The organism is Streptomyces sp. NPDC051364, from assembly GCF_040682115.1.
Lineage (GTDB): Bacteria > Actinomycetota > Actinomycetes > Streptomycetales > Streptomycetaceae > Streptomyces.
Genome location: NZ_JBFBAH010000005.1, coordinates 45,575 through 60,595 on the forward strand (window position 1 = coordinate 45,575; position 15,021 = coordinate 60,595).

Here is a 15,021-nt window from a genome sequence, read left to right on the forward strand (position 1 = left end):
GCGGCGAAGGACAGGACCGATCCATCACATGAGCACCCCGCAGCAGGGATCCGCCCTCGATCGCCTCCGCGGCTTGGGCCGCGAGGTCGCGAAGTTCGGGGCCGTCGGCGGCGTGGGCGTGCTGGTCAACCTGGGTGTCTTCAACCTGATCCGCCACACGACGGACCTGCAGGTCGTCCGGGCGAGCGTCATAGCCACCATCGTGGCCATCGTCACCAATTACATCGGCTTCCGGTACTTCACCTACCGCGACCGCGCGCGCACCGGGAGCTCCCGCGAGCTGCCGCTGTTCGCGGCCTTCAGCGTGATCGGCCTGGTGATCGAGAACGGCGTGCTGTACACGGCCACCTACGGGTTCGGCTGGGACGGCCCGCTCGCCACGAACGTGTTCAAGTTCATCGGCATCGGCACGGCCACCGTGTTCCGCTTCTGGTCGTACCGGACCTGGGTCTTCAAGGCCCTGCCGGAACCCGCGCCGACTGCGGCCCAGGCGCCGGCCCCGGCCTCGGTGGTCGCCGCGCCGCGCGGCGGGGCCGAGAGCGGCCCGAGCGCCACACGCGCCCCCGAACCCGCCGGCAAGTAGGCCGTACGCGCCCCTGCGGGCGCCCGGCCGGCTCGGCGCACTGCCCGCCGGCTCAGCGAACCGTCTGCTCCGGCTCCGGCCGCTCCGGCGGCGTCCGGCTCAGGAACAGCGCGAACACCGGCGGCTGCGTCTGCAGCAGCTCCAGGCGACCCCCGTCGGCCTCCGCGAGGTCCCGGGCCACCGCCAGACCGATCCCGGTGGAATTGCGCCCGCTGATCGCCCGCTCGAAGATCCGGTTGCCCAGGTCCGGCGGGACCCCCGGCCCCTCGTCCGTGACCTCCAGCACCGCCTGGTTCCCGATCACCCGGGTACGCAGCGCGACCGTGCCGCCCCCGTGCATCAGCGCGTTCTCCACGAGCGTGGCCAGCACCTGCGAGACCGCGCCCGGGGTGCCGACGGCCCGCATGCCCGTCTTGCCGGAGCGCACGATGGCCCGGCCCGCGCTGCGGTAGGCCGGCCGCCACTCCTCCACCTGCTGCTTGACGACCTCGTCCAGGTCGAAGGGGACAGCCGAGCCCGTCCGCGGGTCCCGCGAGTTCGTCAGCAGCCGCTCGACCACGTCCGTGAGCCGCTCCACCTGGGTGAGGGCGATGGTCGCCTCCTCCCGTACGGTCTCCAGGTCCTCGGTGACCGTGATCTCCTCCAGCCGCATCGACAGGGCCGTGAGGGGGGTGCGCAGCTGGTGCGAGGCGTCCGCGGCCAGCCGCCGCTCGGCGGTCAGCATCCGGCCGATCCGCTCGGCGCTGGAGTCCAGCACGTCCGCGACCCGGTCCAGCTCGGGGACCCCGTACCGCTTGTGCCGGGGCCGCGGGTCGCCCGATCCCAGCCGCTCGGCGGTCTCGGCCAGGTCGGTGAGCGGGGAGGCCAGCCGGTTGGCCTGCCGTACGGCGAGCAGGACGGCCGCCACGACGGCGAGCAGCGCCACCGCGCCGACCACGGCCAGGGTCCGTCCGACCTCGCGGGTCACCGTGGAGCGGGACTCCTCGACGACGACGATCTCGCCCTGCTCGCCCTTGGCGGTGCCGCGGATGACGCTGTCGGGGATCCGGTCGCCGACATCCACCGGCGGCTGCCCGGGGACGGTGATCCGGGCGTAGCGGCCCATGTCCAGCTGCTCGGCGAGGGCCTGGGCATCGATGGGCTTGTGCTCCAGGACGCTCGCCTCGACGATGCCGACCAGGCGCAGCGCCTCGGACTCGATGCGGTCCTGGGCGCTGCTGGTGATCGTCCGGGTCTCCACGATCACGAGGGAGACCCCGAAGACGGCGATGACGACGAGCACCACGGCGAGCGTGGAGTTGATCAGACGGCGGCGCATGCTCCGGTGCCGCTAGCTCTTCTCGAAGCGGAAGCCGACGCCCCGGACGGTGGCGATGTAGCGCGGGTTCGCGGCGTCGTCGCCCAGCTTCTTGCGGAGCCAGGAGATGTGCATGTCGAGGGTCTTGGTGGAGGACCACCAGGTGGTGTCCCACACCTCGCGCATCAGCTGGTCGCGGGTGACGACCCGGCCGGCGTCGCGGACCAGGACCCGCAGCAGGTCGAACTCCTTGGCCGTGAGCTGGAGCTCCTCCTCCCCCATCCAGGCGCGGTGCGACTCGACGTCGATCCGTACGCCGTGGGTGGCGGGGGCCTGGGTGGCGTCGTTGGCGCCGCGCCGCAGCAGGGCCCGGACCCGGGCCAGCAGCTCGGCCAGGCGGAAGGGCTTGGTCACGTAGTCGTCGGCGCCGGCGTCCAGGCCGACGACCGTGTCGACCTCGTCCGCCCGGGCGGTGAGCACCAGGATGGGGAAGCCGTGGCCCTCGGCGCGCAGCCGGCGGGCGACCTCGAGGCCGTCCATGCCGGGCAGGCCCAGATCCAGGACGACGAGATCGACGCCGCCCTGCAGTCCCGCGTCCAGGGCGGTGGGGCCGTCCTCCCGGACCTCGACCTCGTACCCTTCCCGGCGCAGGGCGCGGGCCAGGGGCTCCGAGATGGATGCGTCGTCCTCGGCGAGCAGTACACGCGTCATGTGGGTGATGGTAGTCCGCGGGGACGATGTGGAGGGGCGCACCTGCACACCCCTGCCGATCTGGTCTTATGTCTGAGGGCGGCCTTCGAATGTGGCCAAACGGTTCCCTGCCTGCCTGTGATCCATCTCTCAAGTCCTTTCATATGCCGCAGTGTCGTGTCGTATGGTGGCGAGACGCCTGATGCACTACCTCTGAGACCTTTGCGCCGAAAAGCGAGCCGAAGGTCTCGATTCTGTCCGGATCGATCAGGGGGTCTTGACGACCTTCCTCTTCGACTTCGGTGACAGTGAATGACCTGTGGGCCGGGCCCCGCGCGCGAAGGATGCGCCTGGGGCGTGGATCCCGGTTACGGATATCCCGCTGCCCCCCTCCTCAAGGGACGGGGGCAGACCCCTGGGCGTGGGGTGGGACACCCGTCGCCGGTGCCGGCCACCCCCCACCGGGCGCTGTTCCGCTCACGAAGCGAAGCGTCCCGACCAAGCAAGGATCGACGATGGCTTCCAGCCTGACGAGGGACTCGGCCGCTGACGGCGAGAAGACCTTCCTCGGCCACCCCACCGGCCTGGCCTTCCTCTTCATGACCGAGATGTGGGAGCGCTACAGCTTCTACGGCATGCGCGCGCTGCTCGTGCTCTACCTGGCCACGAACGTGGCCGACGGTGGGCTCGGGATGAACGACGCGACCGCGGTCGCGATCTACTCCGTCTACAACGCGATGGTCTACCTGCTCGCCCTCCCGGGCGGCTGGCTGGGCGACCGCGTCTGGGGTGCCCGCAAGGCTGTGGCTGTCGCGGGTGTCGTCATCATGACGGGCCACTTCCTGCTGGCCGTGCCGGCGACCGTCTCGTTCTTCATCGGCCTGGCGCTCATCGCGGCCGGTTCCGGCGTGCTGAAGGCCAACATCTCCACGATGGTCGGCCAGCTGTACCGGGACGAGAACGACCCGCGCCGTGACGGCGGCTTCACGATCTTCTACATGGGCATCAACCTCGGTGCCTTCGTCGCCCCGCTGACCATCGGCTGGGTCGGCCAGGAGGTCAACTGGCACATCGGCTTCGCCATGGCCGGTGTCGGCATGGCCCTGGGTCTGCTGTTCTACTTCATCGGCTTCCGCCACCTGAACCCGGTCTCGAACCAGGTTCCGAGCCCGCTGAGCGCCGAGGAGAAGTCCTCGGTCGTCAAGAAGGGCCTGATCTGGCTGGGCGTCGCCGCCGCTGCCTACGCGGCCATCGGCCTGGCCGGCATCTTCACGATCAACTACGCCCTGTGGCCGCTGACCATCGCCGGTCTCATCCTCCCGGCGTGGGCGATCCTGCGGATCAAGCGCGACAAGGACCTCTCGGTGGTCGAGCGGTCCCGCATGTCGGCGTACGTCTGGTTCTTCGCCGCCGCCGCGATCTTCTGGGCGATCTACGACCAGACCGGCTCCACGCTGGCCCTGTTCGCGAAGGACAGCACGGACAGCACGCTGTTCGGCTTCTCGTTCCCGGAGAGCTGGTTCCAGTCTCTGAACCCGCTGTTCGTGATGGCGCTCGCGCCGGTCTTCGCCTGGCTGTGGGTGGCCCTCGCCCGTCGCTCCAAGGAGCCGACCACCCTCGCGAAGTTCTCCTTCGCGCTGGTCATGATCGGTGCCTCCTTCGGCGTCATGATGGTCGCCCAGGGCCTGGCCGGCGGCGACGCGAAGGTCAGCCCGATGTGGCTGGTCGGCGTCTACTTCATCCAGACCGTCGGCGAGCTCACCCTCTCCCCCGTCGGCCTGTCGCTGACCACCAAGCTGGCGCCGCAGAAGTACGGCTCCCAGATGATGGGTGTCTTCTTCCTCGCGGTCACCGCCGGTGACTCGACCATCGCGCTGCTCCAGCTGCTCGGCGCCCCGACGGACACCCAGGGCTGGTTCGCCACCCAGGGCGTGCTCGCCGTCCTCGCCGGCATCGCGATCTACATGTACCGCAAGAAGGTCCAGCCCCTCATGGGCGGCGTGCACTGACGCACCCCCCGTACGCGCGCAGCGGCCCGGCACACCTCCTGGTGTGCCGGGCCGCTGCGTTGTACGGCGGGAGCGGATTCAGGCGCCCTTCACCTCGGAGGTGAACCCCACGAGGAACGACTTGAAGCCGCACCCGACCTTGGCCTTCGATCCCGTCGACGTCCATCCGCTGTGGTACGTGCGGCGGACCACGTGTTCCCGCACACCCTGCACCGTGTCGCACGTGATCACGGCGCGATGCACCGCACCGGAGGGAAAGCGTCCCTTGCAGGCGGACGTGACGTTGGGCCGGCCCAGCCGGTCCATGTCGGCGGTCGCGCGACAGCCTCCTTCCATGCCGCCGGCAGGCGCGGCCGCGGCGATCGGGGCGCCGGACACGCCCAGGACCATGGCGGCGGCCACTGCCGCGAAGACGGATGTGAGCTGCATGCATGGCTCCGTTCATCCAGCGGATTCCGACGTTCCGCTCTGGCGGCCGAAGCTATCCGGCGCAGCGCCGCCGGGACCGCAAAGCCGTGCGCGCCACACCCGCACGGGGGACGTGCACGGCTTCGGCCGCTCGTGCCGATGCGGCTACCGCGTGCCGCGCAGGCGGCGCCACGGGGTGAAGGTGAAGACCGCGCCGCCGAGCAGGATCACCGTGCCCGCGACCAGGGCGAGGGCCTTGATGCCGCCCTCGTCCTCGGCGCCCGTCTCGGCGAGACCGCCCGAGGCGGTGGTGGAGCCGGTGGTGGTCGGCGAGCCGGAGCCGCCCTCCTGGGCCGTGGTGTCGAGCTCCAGCGAGACGCCACTGCTGGCCGCCTTGCAGGGCACGTTGATCGGCGTGGCCCCCGGGGCCATCGTGACGTCGATCGTCAGCTGGTCCGGGCTCAGCGTGACCTTGCCGGTCTTGCCGGGCTTGTAGGTGCCGGTCATGTCGCTGAGGCTGACCGGGGCCTTGTCCGGGATCGGCTCCGCGTTGGCCGGGCCGGAGACCTTGACCACGCCGCTGTCGGCGCCGCCGAGCTTGATGTTCATCGAGGGCTTGAGGGCCCCCGCCGGCAGGGCCATCGGGCTGGCCATCGCGCCCTTGGCGGTCTTGACGGTCAGGTCGTAGCTGCCGCCGTTCTTCTTGGCGTTGATCGTGACCGGGGTCTTGATGCCGCCGGGAACGACCGGACCGCAGTCGAAGGCGACCTCGACGGGCTTGCCCGGGAAGTCGGTCTGGCCCCCGCTGCCACCGCTGGTGGACCCGCCACCGGTGGATCCACCACTGGTCGATCCACCGTTCGTGGATCCGCCGTTCGTGGATCCGCCGTTCGTGGACCCGCCGTACGTCGTGCCGCCGCTGGTGCCGGCCGCCACGTCGATGGTGGCCCCGACGCCCACGTCACCCGTGGGTGCGCACTTGGTGACGAAGGTGCCGAAGGAGAAGGTGACCGCGACGTCGTACTTGCCGGGGGTCAGCGTGATCTTGCCCGGTTTGGTGAGCTTCAGCTTCCCCTTCATCGTGGACATCTGCATCGGGGCCTTCTTGGGGATCGGCGGGTTCTTCTTCTCCCCGACGACCTTCAGCTCGCCGCCCCCGCCGCCCACCGTGATCCAGCCGGTGGGCTGGACCGAGTCCTGCGGGATGTCCATCAGGTCCGTGTTGTTCGAGGCCGGCTTCACGGTCTCCCAGGACACGTCGACCTCGTCACCGACCTTCGCCGAGGCCGGAGCGCTGACCTTGGCGGTGGTCTCGCCCTCCACCGGGTCGCCGCCGCCTGCCGGCGGCACGCACTTGACGTTGAACTTGGTCTCGGCCGCCTGGGCAGGAGTGGCCCCGATGGCTATACCGGCGCCGCCCAGCAGCAGCGCGATCACGGCCGCGCTCACCCTCCGTTGGGTCTTCACAAATGTCCTTTCGTCGTCGGACTGTTCTCAGACGGTGCGGACGCCTGTGGTACGTGTGGGGATCTCGGCCCCGGCGCGCTGTCCGGGGTGAACCACGGCAGGACCGCCGTGGGGGTCTGGGGGGAGTCCGACGCAGCAGCAGCCGCAGCCGCCGACCCGGACTCCGCGGCCGGGAGCGGCGCCTGCGCACCCCGGTGGCGGCCGACGGCCGGAGCCGTACGCGGCCGGACCCTGTCCACGACGGCCATGCCGATACGGAAGACCGCGGCCGGGATCACCAGCAGGAGCAGGCCCCAGAACAGCAGGACTCCGTACGGGCGGTCCACGCCCCAGGGCTGGGTGGCCACGACCGTGTCGCCGTACTTGAGGGAGACGGTGTAGTCCCCGTGGGCCCCCGCCGCGAGGCTGACGTCCAGCCGGACCTCCGCCTTGCCGCCCGGCGGGATCGTGCCCTTCCACCGGACCTCGTCCCACAGCGGTGCGAACACCCCGTGGGCGGTGCCGAGCTGGAAGACCGGGTCCTTGACCGGGGCCGAGCCGAGGTTGCCGACGGTGACCGTGAACTTCCGGCCGGGCGGGGCGCCGAACCAGGTCAGCACCCCGTCCTCGCCCTCGAGCCGGACCCCGGTGAGCATCGCCAGGCGCGGCGTGCCGGACTCGGCCGGCAGCTCGGCCACCGGGTGGTCGGTGATCTTCAGGGGGGCGGCGACGGTGGACTGGTCCCCGTTGACGGAGGTGACGTTCACGACGCAGGGGCAGGGCTTGGGCGGTGCCACCACGGGCAGCCGGGCGGTGAAGTGCCCGTCGTCGCCGACCGAGACCGCGGTTCCGTCCGCATTGGCGCAGCTGTTGGTGCCGCCGATCATGTTCTGCCCGCAGACCAGCAGCATCACCAGGGTCTTGGCCCGCCAGCCGGTGCCGGTGACGGTGATCTCCGTGCCCTTGGCGGCCTCCTGGAGCGAGAGCGCCACGGCGGGCTTGCCCTCGGCGGCCACCGCGGCCGGGGCCGGGAACAGGACCAGTGCGCACAGCGCCAGCCCCGCCGCGAGGAGGGCCCCGACCCTGCCGCCGACCGTTCCGCCGACCTTGGCGCTCACCTGGATGCTCCCGTCAGCTCGTGTTCCGGTGCCCGGTTCCCCGCGGGTACGGGCTCCTCGTACGCCGGCGGCTCCCTGCGGCTGCGCCGGTTCCGTACGAGGAGCAGCGCGGCCGCGGTGACCCCGCCGAGGCCGAGCAGCCCGGCGCCGGTCCGGGCTGCGATCCCCCAGGGCACGAACCGCGCCGAGGCGGTGGCGGTGGCCGGGGCGGCGCCGGGGGCGGTGACCGTGAGGGTGAGGTCGACGTCGTCGAGGACCGGGGCTCCGGGCCAGGGCTCGGTCAGCGACACCCGCTGGCCGGGGAGCAGCTCCACCGGCAGGGCGCGGGCGGTCCGGCCCGGGACCTCGCCGAAGAGGCCCTCGGCGCGCAGGGCCAGTTCGGGAGCGAGGGCCACGTTGCCGCGGTTGACCAGGGTGTACGCGACCACCGCGCGGGCGCCCTTGCCGCGTACGGAGACGTCCTCGACCGTGAGGGCGGCCAGCGTCGGGCCGCCGACGCGCAGGTCGACCCGTACGCCCACCTCGCGGCCGTCCTCGGTGGCGACCACGGCGGCCGGGTGGTCGCCGGGGAGGGCGGCGGGCGGCAGGGTGACGGTGAAGGGGACCACCGCGCGGGTGCGGGGCGGGATCTTCACGGTGGCGGCGGCCCCGAAGCTGATCCAGGACCCGGCGCCGGCCGATTCCTGCACGGGACGCACGGCGAAGGCGCCGCCGGCCGTGTTGTAGGCGTCGGCCCCGCGCAGGGTGACGGTGTGCTCCCGGCCGGAGGTGTTGGTCAGGGCCAGCCGGTCCTCGAGGACGGTGCCTGCGGGGCCCGCAAGGTAGAAGGACGGCCGGGCCGCTGCGGCGCTGCCCGCGGCGGGCTCGGCGGTCCAGCCGGGCTCGTCCGCGGCGGCGGCGCCCGGAGCCCCGAGCAGCAGGGCCGCGGCGAGCAGCGCGAAGCACAGGCGCCGGACGGAACCGATGGTGTGGAGCACGGGCATGGCCGGGGGTGCTCCGTTCAGGACCGGGCCCGCTGGCCGCGCCGGGTCAGCCAGAGCACGCCGGCGGCGCCGGTGAGCAGCACGGTGCCGCCGAGGGTGCCGAGGGCGAGGGCGGAGTCGGTGGGTCCGGTCTGCGGGAGGGTGTCTTCCGGGGTGCCGCCGGACTGCGGACCCGCCGTCACCTCCAGCTCCAGGGACGGCTTGGGGCTGTTGCCGGGGGTGCAGGTGGTGGTGGTCCCCAGCGCCTTGATGGTGAGCACGCCCGCGGTGAAGGTGACCTTGCCGCTCTTCTTGGGGGTGTAGGTGCCCGAGAGGTCGGTGATCTTGATGGGGGTGTTGGCGGGCACGGCCTCGGGGTTGGGCGGTCCCGACACCGGCACGGACGCCTTCTCCGCCCCGTCGGCCATGATGACGGCGCTGGGGCTCATCGCGCCCTTGCCGAGTTCGACGGGGCTGGACGAGACGCCCTTCTGGAAGGACATCGTCAGCTTGTAGCCGTCGCCCTCCTTGACGGCCTTGATGTCGATGGGCGACACCGCCGATTTGTCCCCGATGGGGGTCTTGCAGTCGTACGCGACGTCGACGACGTCGGCGTGGGCTGCGGGGGCGGCCAGCAGGACCGCCGTTCCGGCCAGCGCGGAGGCCAGCGCAAGCGCGGTGGAGCGTTTCCGGTCGGACACCTTCGTCTTCCCCTCGGGCCATAAGTTACTGACGACACATCAGATTGGTGGCTCAAGGTACGCCCGGGACCTTACGGAGGGAAGACACAGGACAGGCCTGGATCCACGGCCTTTCGGCCGCCTGGATTCAGGCCATGTCCGGGCGTATCGGCGGTCGTTCAGACGTCGTTCAGACGTCGTTCAGGCGGCTCGGACGCCTCGCTGCCAGACGGCGGAGACGAGCGGGACACCGGGGCGGTACGCCAGGTGGACGTGGCTCGGAGCCTCCAGGAGGGCCAGGTCGGCGCGGGCTCCGGGGGCGATCCGGCCGATGTCGGTGCGGCGCAGCGCCCGCGCACCGCCGGCGGTGGCCGCCCACAGCGCCTCGTCCGGGGTCATCCGCATGTCCCGGACCGCGAGCGCGATGCAGAACGGCATGGAACTCGTGTACGAGGAGCCCGGGTTGCAGTCGGTGGACAGCGCGACGGTGGCGCCCGCGTCGATGAGGCGGCGGGCGTCGGGCCACTGGGCGCGGGTGGAGAACTCGGCGCCGGGCAGCAGCGTCGCGACGGTGGTGTCCGCAGCCTGTACGAGGGCGTCGACGTCGGCGTCGGTGAGGTGGGTGCAGTGGTCGGCGGAGGCCGCCTCCAGCTCGACGGCGAGCTGCACGCCGGGGCCGTAGGACAGCTGGTTGGCGTGGACGCGCGGGATCAGCCCGGCGGCGGCGCCGGCGGTGAGGATCGCGCGGGCCTGGTCGCCGTCGAAGGCCCCCTTCTCGCAGAACACGTCCACCCAGCGGGCGTACGGGGCGCAGGCCGCCAGCATCTCGCCGGTGACGAGGTCGACGTAGCCGGCCGGGTCCTCGGCGTAGTCGGGGGACACGATGTGCGCGCCGAGGTAGGTGACCTCCTCGGTGTGCGCGGCGGCGATGCGCAGGGCGCGGGCCTCGTCCTCGACCGTGAGGCCGTAGCCGGACTTGGTCTCAAACGTGGTGGTGCCCTGGCGGCGCGCCTCGTCGAGGTGGCGCAGCAGGTTGGCCTCGAGCTCGGCGTCGGTGGCGGCGCGGGTGGCGGCGACGGTGGTGCGGATGCCGCCGGCGGAGTAGCTGCGCCCGGACATCCGGGCGTTGAACTCGGCGGTGCGGTCGCCGGCGAAGACGAGGTGCGAGTGGGAGTCGACGAAGCCGGGGATGAGGGCTCGGCCCTGCGCGTCGAACGCGGAGTCGGCGGCCGGCGCGCTGTCGGCGGGGCCGACCCAGGCGATGGTCTCGCCGTCGATGACGACCGCCGCGTCCTGGACCAGGCCGAGGGGGCTGCCGTCGCCGAGGGCGGGGTCGTTGGTGACGAGGCTGCCGATGTTGGTGACGAGGGTGGTGGTCATGGTTCCTCTCGAGGTTTCTCTCCCCGCCCCGCCCTTTCTCCGTTTCCCGGGCTCTGCCCGGACCTGGTCCTCGAACGGGTCCGGGCAGAGCCCGGTTTCGGGACGGGGCGGGGTGGGGGACAGCAACGTCAGCCGCGGAGGGCGGCGATGGACTCGGACAGGGCCGACGGGACATCCGGGACGAGGGTGTGCGACCCGTCGCGGACGATGTGGCGGCCGCCCACCACCGTGTGCCGGACATCGGCGGCCGTCGCCGCGAAGACGGCCGTCTCCGCGCCGAGCCTCGGCAGCGGCCCCGCCGTACGGACGGAGTCCAGGGCGATCGTGGTGAAGTCCGCGAGCGCACCCGCCTCCAGGCGCCCCGCGTCGGCCAGACCAAGGGCCGCATGGCCATCGGCGGTGGCCGCCGTCAGCAGCGCGTTCGCCGTCCAGTGGCCCCGGGTCCGGCTGCGCAGGCGCTCGTTGAGCTCCATCGCCCGCGCCTCCTCCAGCAGGTCGATCACCGCATGGCTGTCGCTGCCCAGCGAGAGCGGGCTGCCCGCGTGCTGGAGCCGCCGGGCCGGGCCGATGCCGTCGGCGAGGTCCCGCTCCGTCGTGGGGCACATGCACGTACCGGTCGTGGTGCCGCCCAGCAGCGCGATGTCCCCGTCCGTCAGGTGCGTGTTGTGGACGCCGGTGGTCCGCGGGCCGAGCACCCCGTGGTCGGCCAGGAGCTGGGTCGGGGTACGCCCGTGCGCGGCCTGGCAGGCCTCGTTCTCGGCGGTCTGCTCGGAGAGGTGGACGTGCAGCGGGGCCTGCCGCTCCTCGGCCCAGCGGGCGACCGTGGCCAGTTGCCCGGCCGGTACGGCGCGCACGGAGTGGATCGCCGCCCCGATCAGGGCGTGCTCGCGGGGCTTGAGCGCCGAGACGCGCTCGGCCCAGGCGTCGGCCGTCCCGTCGGAGAACCGCAGCTGGTGCGGGTTCGGCGCCTCGCCGAAGCCCGACGACAGGTACGCCGTGTCGAGCAGCGTGATCCGGATGCCCGCCTCGGCGGCCGCCTCGATCAGCGCCTCGCCCATGGCGTTCGGGTCCGCGTACGGGACGCCGCCGGGCGCGTGGTGGACGTAGTGGAACTCGCCGACGTTGGTGATGCCGGCCAGCGCCATCTCCGCGTACACCGCCCGCGCGAGCGCGAAGTACGTGTCGGGGGTGAGGTTCTGGGCGACCTGGTACATGAACTCGCGCCAGGTCCAGAAGGTCCCGGAGCCCACCTGCACCAGGGAGCGCAGCGCCCGGTGGAAGGCATGGCTGTGCGCGTTGGCCAGCCCGGGGACGGTCAGGCCGCGCAGCACCTCGGCGCCCGGCGGCGGGGTCTCGACCCCGGCGCGCAGGGCGGCGATCCGCCCGTCGGCGCCGGCCTCGAGGGCCACGCCCGGCTCGACGTGGGTGCCGAGCCAGGCGTGTTCCAACCAGTACGTCTTCAGCGGCACGCGAGACCTTCCAGTACGTCGGCGAGGGCGAGGACGCCGGCCACGCAGTCGTCCTCGGGAGCGAACTCCTTCGGCGAGTGGGAGACGCCGGTCGGGTTCCGTACGAACAGCATCGCGGTCGGGACGGCGGCGGAGAGGATTCCGGCGTCGTGTCCCGCCCCGGTGCCGAGGACGGGGACGGAGCCGCCGAGGATCCGGTTCATCTCGTCGCGCAGGGCGTGCTCGAACTCGACGACCGGGGTGAAGGACTCCCGGACGATGGCCAGGTCGATGCCGTCCTGGTCGGCGCGCTCGCGGGCCGCCTTCTCGACGGCGGTGACCACCGCGTCGAGGGTGGCCTGGTCGGCGGCGCGGGAGTCGAGCCAGCCGCGGACGAGCGACGGGATGGCGTTGACCCCGTTCGGCTCGACGGCGATCTTGCCGAAGGTCGCGACGGCGCCGGCGAGGGAGGCCTCGGTACGGGCGGCCAGGACGGTCGCCGCGTACGTGAGCATCGGGTCGCGCCGGTCCACGAGGCGGGTGGTGCCGGCGTGGTTGGCCTCGCCGTGGAAGTCGAACCGCCAGCGGCCGTGCGGCCAGATCGCGGACGCGATGCCGACGGCGTCGCCGGACAGGTCCAGGGCCCGGCCCTGCTCCACGTGGAGCTCGACGAACGCGCCGATGCGGGCGAGGCGCTCCGGGTCGGCCCCGATGGTGTCGGGGTCGTACCCGGCGGCCTCCATGGCCTGGGGCAGGCTGATTCCGTCGGCGTCGCGGAGCTCGTACGCCTTCTCCTTGGTCAGCTGCCCGGCGGCGAGCCGGGAGCCGACGCAGGCGAGGCCGAAGCGGGCCCCTTCCTCGTCACCGAAGTTGGTGATGGCCAGGGGCCTGGCGAACTCCGCGCCCCTCCTGCGGAGTTCGTCCAGGGCGGCGAAGGAGGACACCACGCCGAGGGGGCCGTCGAAGGCGCCGCCGTCGGGGACGGAGTCCAGATGGGAGCCGGTAACGACGGCGTCACCGGCGAGGGGGTCGCCGAGCCAGGCCCACTGGTTGCCGTTGCGGTCGGTCTCGTAGGCGAGGCCGCGGGCCTCCGCCTGGGCCTGGAACCAGGTCCGGCAGTCGGCGTCGGCACCGGTCCACGCGTAGCGGCGGTACCCGCCGGAGTCGGCGTGCCGGCCGAGGGGGGCGAGCTCGTTCCACATGCTGTGGAACGAGGCCGCCCCTGCGGGGTTGTCGCTCACGCGTCGTCGCCCTCGCGCATGGGGACGCGGACGCCGCGCTCGTCGGCCACCGACTCGGCGATGTCGTAGCCCGCGTCGACGTGGCGGATGACGCCCATGCCCGGGTCGTTGGTGAGGACGCGGCGGATCTTCTCGCCCGCGAGCTTGGTGCCGTCGGCGACGGTGACCTGGCCGGCGTGGATCGAGCGGCCCATGCCGACGCCGCCGCCGTGGTGGATCGAGACCCAGGACGCGCCGGAGGCGACGTTGACCATGGCGTTGAGCAGCGGCCAGTCGGCGATCGCGTCGGAGCCGTCGAGCATGGCCTCGGTCTCGCGGTACGGGGAGGCCACGGAACCGCAGTCGAGGTGGTCGCGGCCGATGGCCAGCGGGGCGGCGAGGGTGCCGTCGGCCACCATCTCGTTGAAGCGCTCGCCCGCCTTGTCGCGCTCGCCGTAGCCGAGCCAGCAGATGCGCGCCGGCAGGCCCTGGAAGTGGACGCGCTCGCCGGCCATCTTGATCCAGCGGTGCAGCGACTCGTTCTCCGGGAAGAGCTCCAGCATCGCCTTGTCGGTCTTGTGGATGTCCGAGGCCTCGCCGGACAGGGCCGCCCAGCGGAACGGGCCCTTGCCCTCGCAGAACAGCGGGCGGATGTACGCCGGGACGAAGCCGGGGAAGGCGAACGCGCGGTCGTAGCCGGCCAGCTGCGCCTCGCCGCGGATGGAGTTGCCGTAGTCGAAGACCTCGGAGCCGGCGTCCATGAAGCCGACCATGGCCTCGACGTGCTTCGCCATCGACTCGCGGGCCCGCGTGGTGAAACCGGCCGGGTCCTTGGCCGCATACGCCGCCATGTCGTCGAAGTCGACGCCGATCGGCAGGTACGCGAGCGGGTCGTGCGCGGAGGTCTGGTCCGTCACGATGTCGATCGGGGCGCCCTCGGCGAGCATCTGCGGGAGGAGCTCGGCCGCGTTGCCGAGCAGGCCGATGGAGAGGGGCTTGCGGGCGTCGCGCGCCTCGACCGCGAGCTGCAGCGCGTGCCGCAGGTTGTCGGCCTTCACGTCCAGGTAGCGGTGCTCGATGCGGCGCTCGATGGCGCGCGGGTCGACGTCGATGCAGATCGCGACGCCGTCGTTCATCGTCACGGCCAGCGGCTGGGCGCCGCCCATGCCGCCGAGGCCCGCGGTGAGGGTGATGGTGCCGGCGAGGGTGCCGCCGAACTTCTTGGCCGCGACGGCCGCGAAGGTCTCGTACGTGCCCTGCAGGATGCCCTGGGTGCCGATGTAGATCCAGGAGCCGGCGGTCATCTGGCCGTACATGGTCAGGCCCAGCTGCTCCAGGCGGCGGAACTCCTCCCAGTTGGCCCAGTCGCCGACCAGGTTGGAGTTGGCGAGCAGCACGCGCGGCGCCCACTCGTGGGTCTGCATCACGCCGACCGGGCGGCCGGACTGCACGAGCATCGTCTCGTCCTGCTTGAGGGTCCGCAGGGTGCGGACCATCGCGTCGTACGAGCGCCAGTCGCGCGCCGCCTTGCCGGTGCCGCCGTAGACGACGAGCTTGTCGGGGTGCTCGGCGACCTCGGGGTCGAGGTTGTTCTGCAGCATCCGGAGGGCGGCTTCCTGCTGCCATCCCAGGGTGCTGAGCTCGGTGCCTCGCGCAGCACGTACGGGGCGGGGTCCTGACATGGCGGTGCCTCCTCCGATGTTGGTCAATCTATTCACATCCTGACTTCCTGAATAGATTCAGTCAACAGCTGCGGGCCGACCCGCCGGATGATTGGCTG

At 72.2% G+C, this 15,021-nt stretch carries 13 protein-coding genes; 2 read left to right on the forward strand and 11 right to left on the reverse strand.

The annotated features are described in order from the left end of the window. Positions 1–28 precede the first annotated feature (28 nt). Positions 29–583: a GtrA family protein gene (locus AB0M76_RS12270; protein ID WP_365952812.1), complete on the forward strand. Its 555-nt coding sequence runs from the start codon at positions 29–31 to the stop codon at positions 581–583. A gap of 52 nt (positions 584–635) precedes the next feature. On the opposite strand, the gene AB0M76_RS12275 is transcribed toward AB0M76_RS12270, so the two are convergent. Both AB0M76_RS12275 and AB0M76_RS12280 read right to left on the reverse strand, forming a co-directional pair. Then, positions 636–1,901, reverse strand: coding sequence for an ATP-binding protein (locus AB0M76_RS12275; RefSeq protein ID WP_365952813.1), 1,266 nt, complete (start codon positions 1,899–1,901; stop codon positions 636–638). Positions 1,902–1,913: 12 nt separating this feature from the next. Continuing rightward, on the reverse strand, positions 1,914–2,591 hold the full coding sequence (locus tag AB0M76_RS12280; RefSeq protein WP_030865957.1) for a response regulator transcription factor: 678 nt from the start codon (positions 2,589–2,591) through the stop codon (positions 1,914–1,916). 494 nt (positions 2,592–3,085) lie between these two features. Between AB0M76_RS12280 and AB0M76_RS12285 the strand changes: the two genes are divergently transcribed. Beyond that, positions 3,086–4,579: an oligopeptide:H+ symporter gene (locus AB0M76_RS12285; protein ID WP_365952815.1), complete on the forward strand. Its 1,494-nt coding sequence runs from the start codon at positions 3,086–3,088 to the stop codon at positions 4,577–4,579. A gap of 78 nt (positions 4,580–4,657) precedes the next feature. On the opposite strand, the gene AB0M76_RS12290 is transcribed toward AB0M76_RS12285, so the two are convergent. From AB0M76_RS12290 to hutU, 9 genes are all read right to left on the reverse strand, one after another. Beyond that, positions 4,658–5,008, reverse strand: a complete 351-nt coding sequence (locus AB0M76_RS12290) for a hypothetical protein (RefSeq protein WP_365952817.1) — start codon at positions 5,006–5,008, stop codon at positions 4,658–4,660. A 144-nt stretch (positions 5,009–5,152) separates the two neighbouring features. Next, a complete protein-coding gene (locus AB0M76_RS12295) occupies positions 5,153–6,436 on the reverse strand; it encodes a hypothetical protein (RefSeq protein ID WP_365952818.1) in 1,284 nt (427 codons plus the stop codon). 14 nt (positions 6,437–6,450) lie between these two features. Then, the gene (locus tag AB0M76_RS12300) at positions 6,451–7,551 is read right to left on the reverse strand and encodes a hypothetical protein (protein WP_365952819.1); all 1,101 of its coding nucleotides are present in this window, start codon (positions 7,549–7,551) and stop codon (positions 6,451–6,453) included. After that, positions 7,548–8,534, reverse strand: coding sequence for a hypothetical protein (locus AB0M76_RS12305; RefSeq protein ID WP_365952820.1), 987 nt, complete (start codon positions 8,532–8,534; stop codon positions 7,548–7,550). The genes AB0M76_RS12300 and AB0M76_RS12305 overlap by 4 nt, the downstream gene beginning before the upstream one ends. Before the next feature lie 17 nt (positions 8,535–8,551). Continuing rightward, positions 8,552–9,214 (reverse strand): LPXTG cell wall anchor domain-containing protein, encoded by a 663-nt coding sequence (locus AB0M76_RS12310; RefSeq protein ID WP_365952821.1) that lies wholly within the window; start codon positions 9,212–9,214, stop codon positions 8,552–8,554. A 180-nt stretch (positions 9,215–9,394) separates the two neighbouring features. After that, positions 9,395–10,573 (reverse strand): imidazolonepropionase, encoded by a 1,179-nt coding sequence (gene hutI, locus AB0M76_RS12315; RefSeq protein ID WP_365952822.1) that lies wholly within the window; start codon positions 10,571–10,573, stop codon positions 9,395–9,397. Between the two features lie 128 nt (positions 10,574–10,701). Then, on the reverse strand, positions 10,702–12,042 hold the full coding sequence (locus AB0M76_RS12320) for a formimidoylglutamate deiminase (protein ID WP_365952823.1): 1,341 nt from the start codon (positions 12,040–12,042) through the stop codon (positions 10,702–10,704). Beyond that, entirely contained in the window at positions 12,033–13,223 is a 1,191-nt protein-coding gene (locus AB0M76_RS12325) for an allantoate amidohydrolase (RefSeq protein WP_365953176.1), read from the reverse strand. Before AB0M76_RS12325 ends, AB0M76_RS12320 begins: the two co-directional genes overlap by 10 nt. Positions 13,224–13,258: 35 nt before the next feature. Beyond that, positions 13,259–14,923 carry a urocanate hydratase gene (hutU, locus tag AB0M76_RS12330; RefSeq protein WP_365952824.1) on the reverse strand — a complete coding sequence of 555 codons (1,665 nt, stop codon included), beginning with the start codon at positions 14,921–14,923 and terminating at the stop codon, positions 13,259–13,261. Positions 14,924–15,021 lie beyond the last annotated feature (98 nt).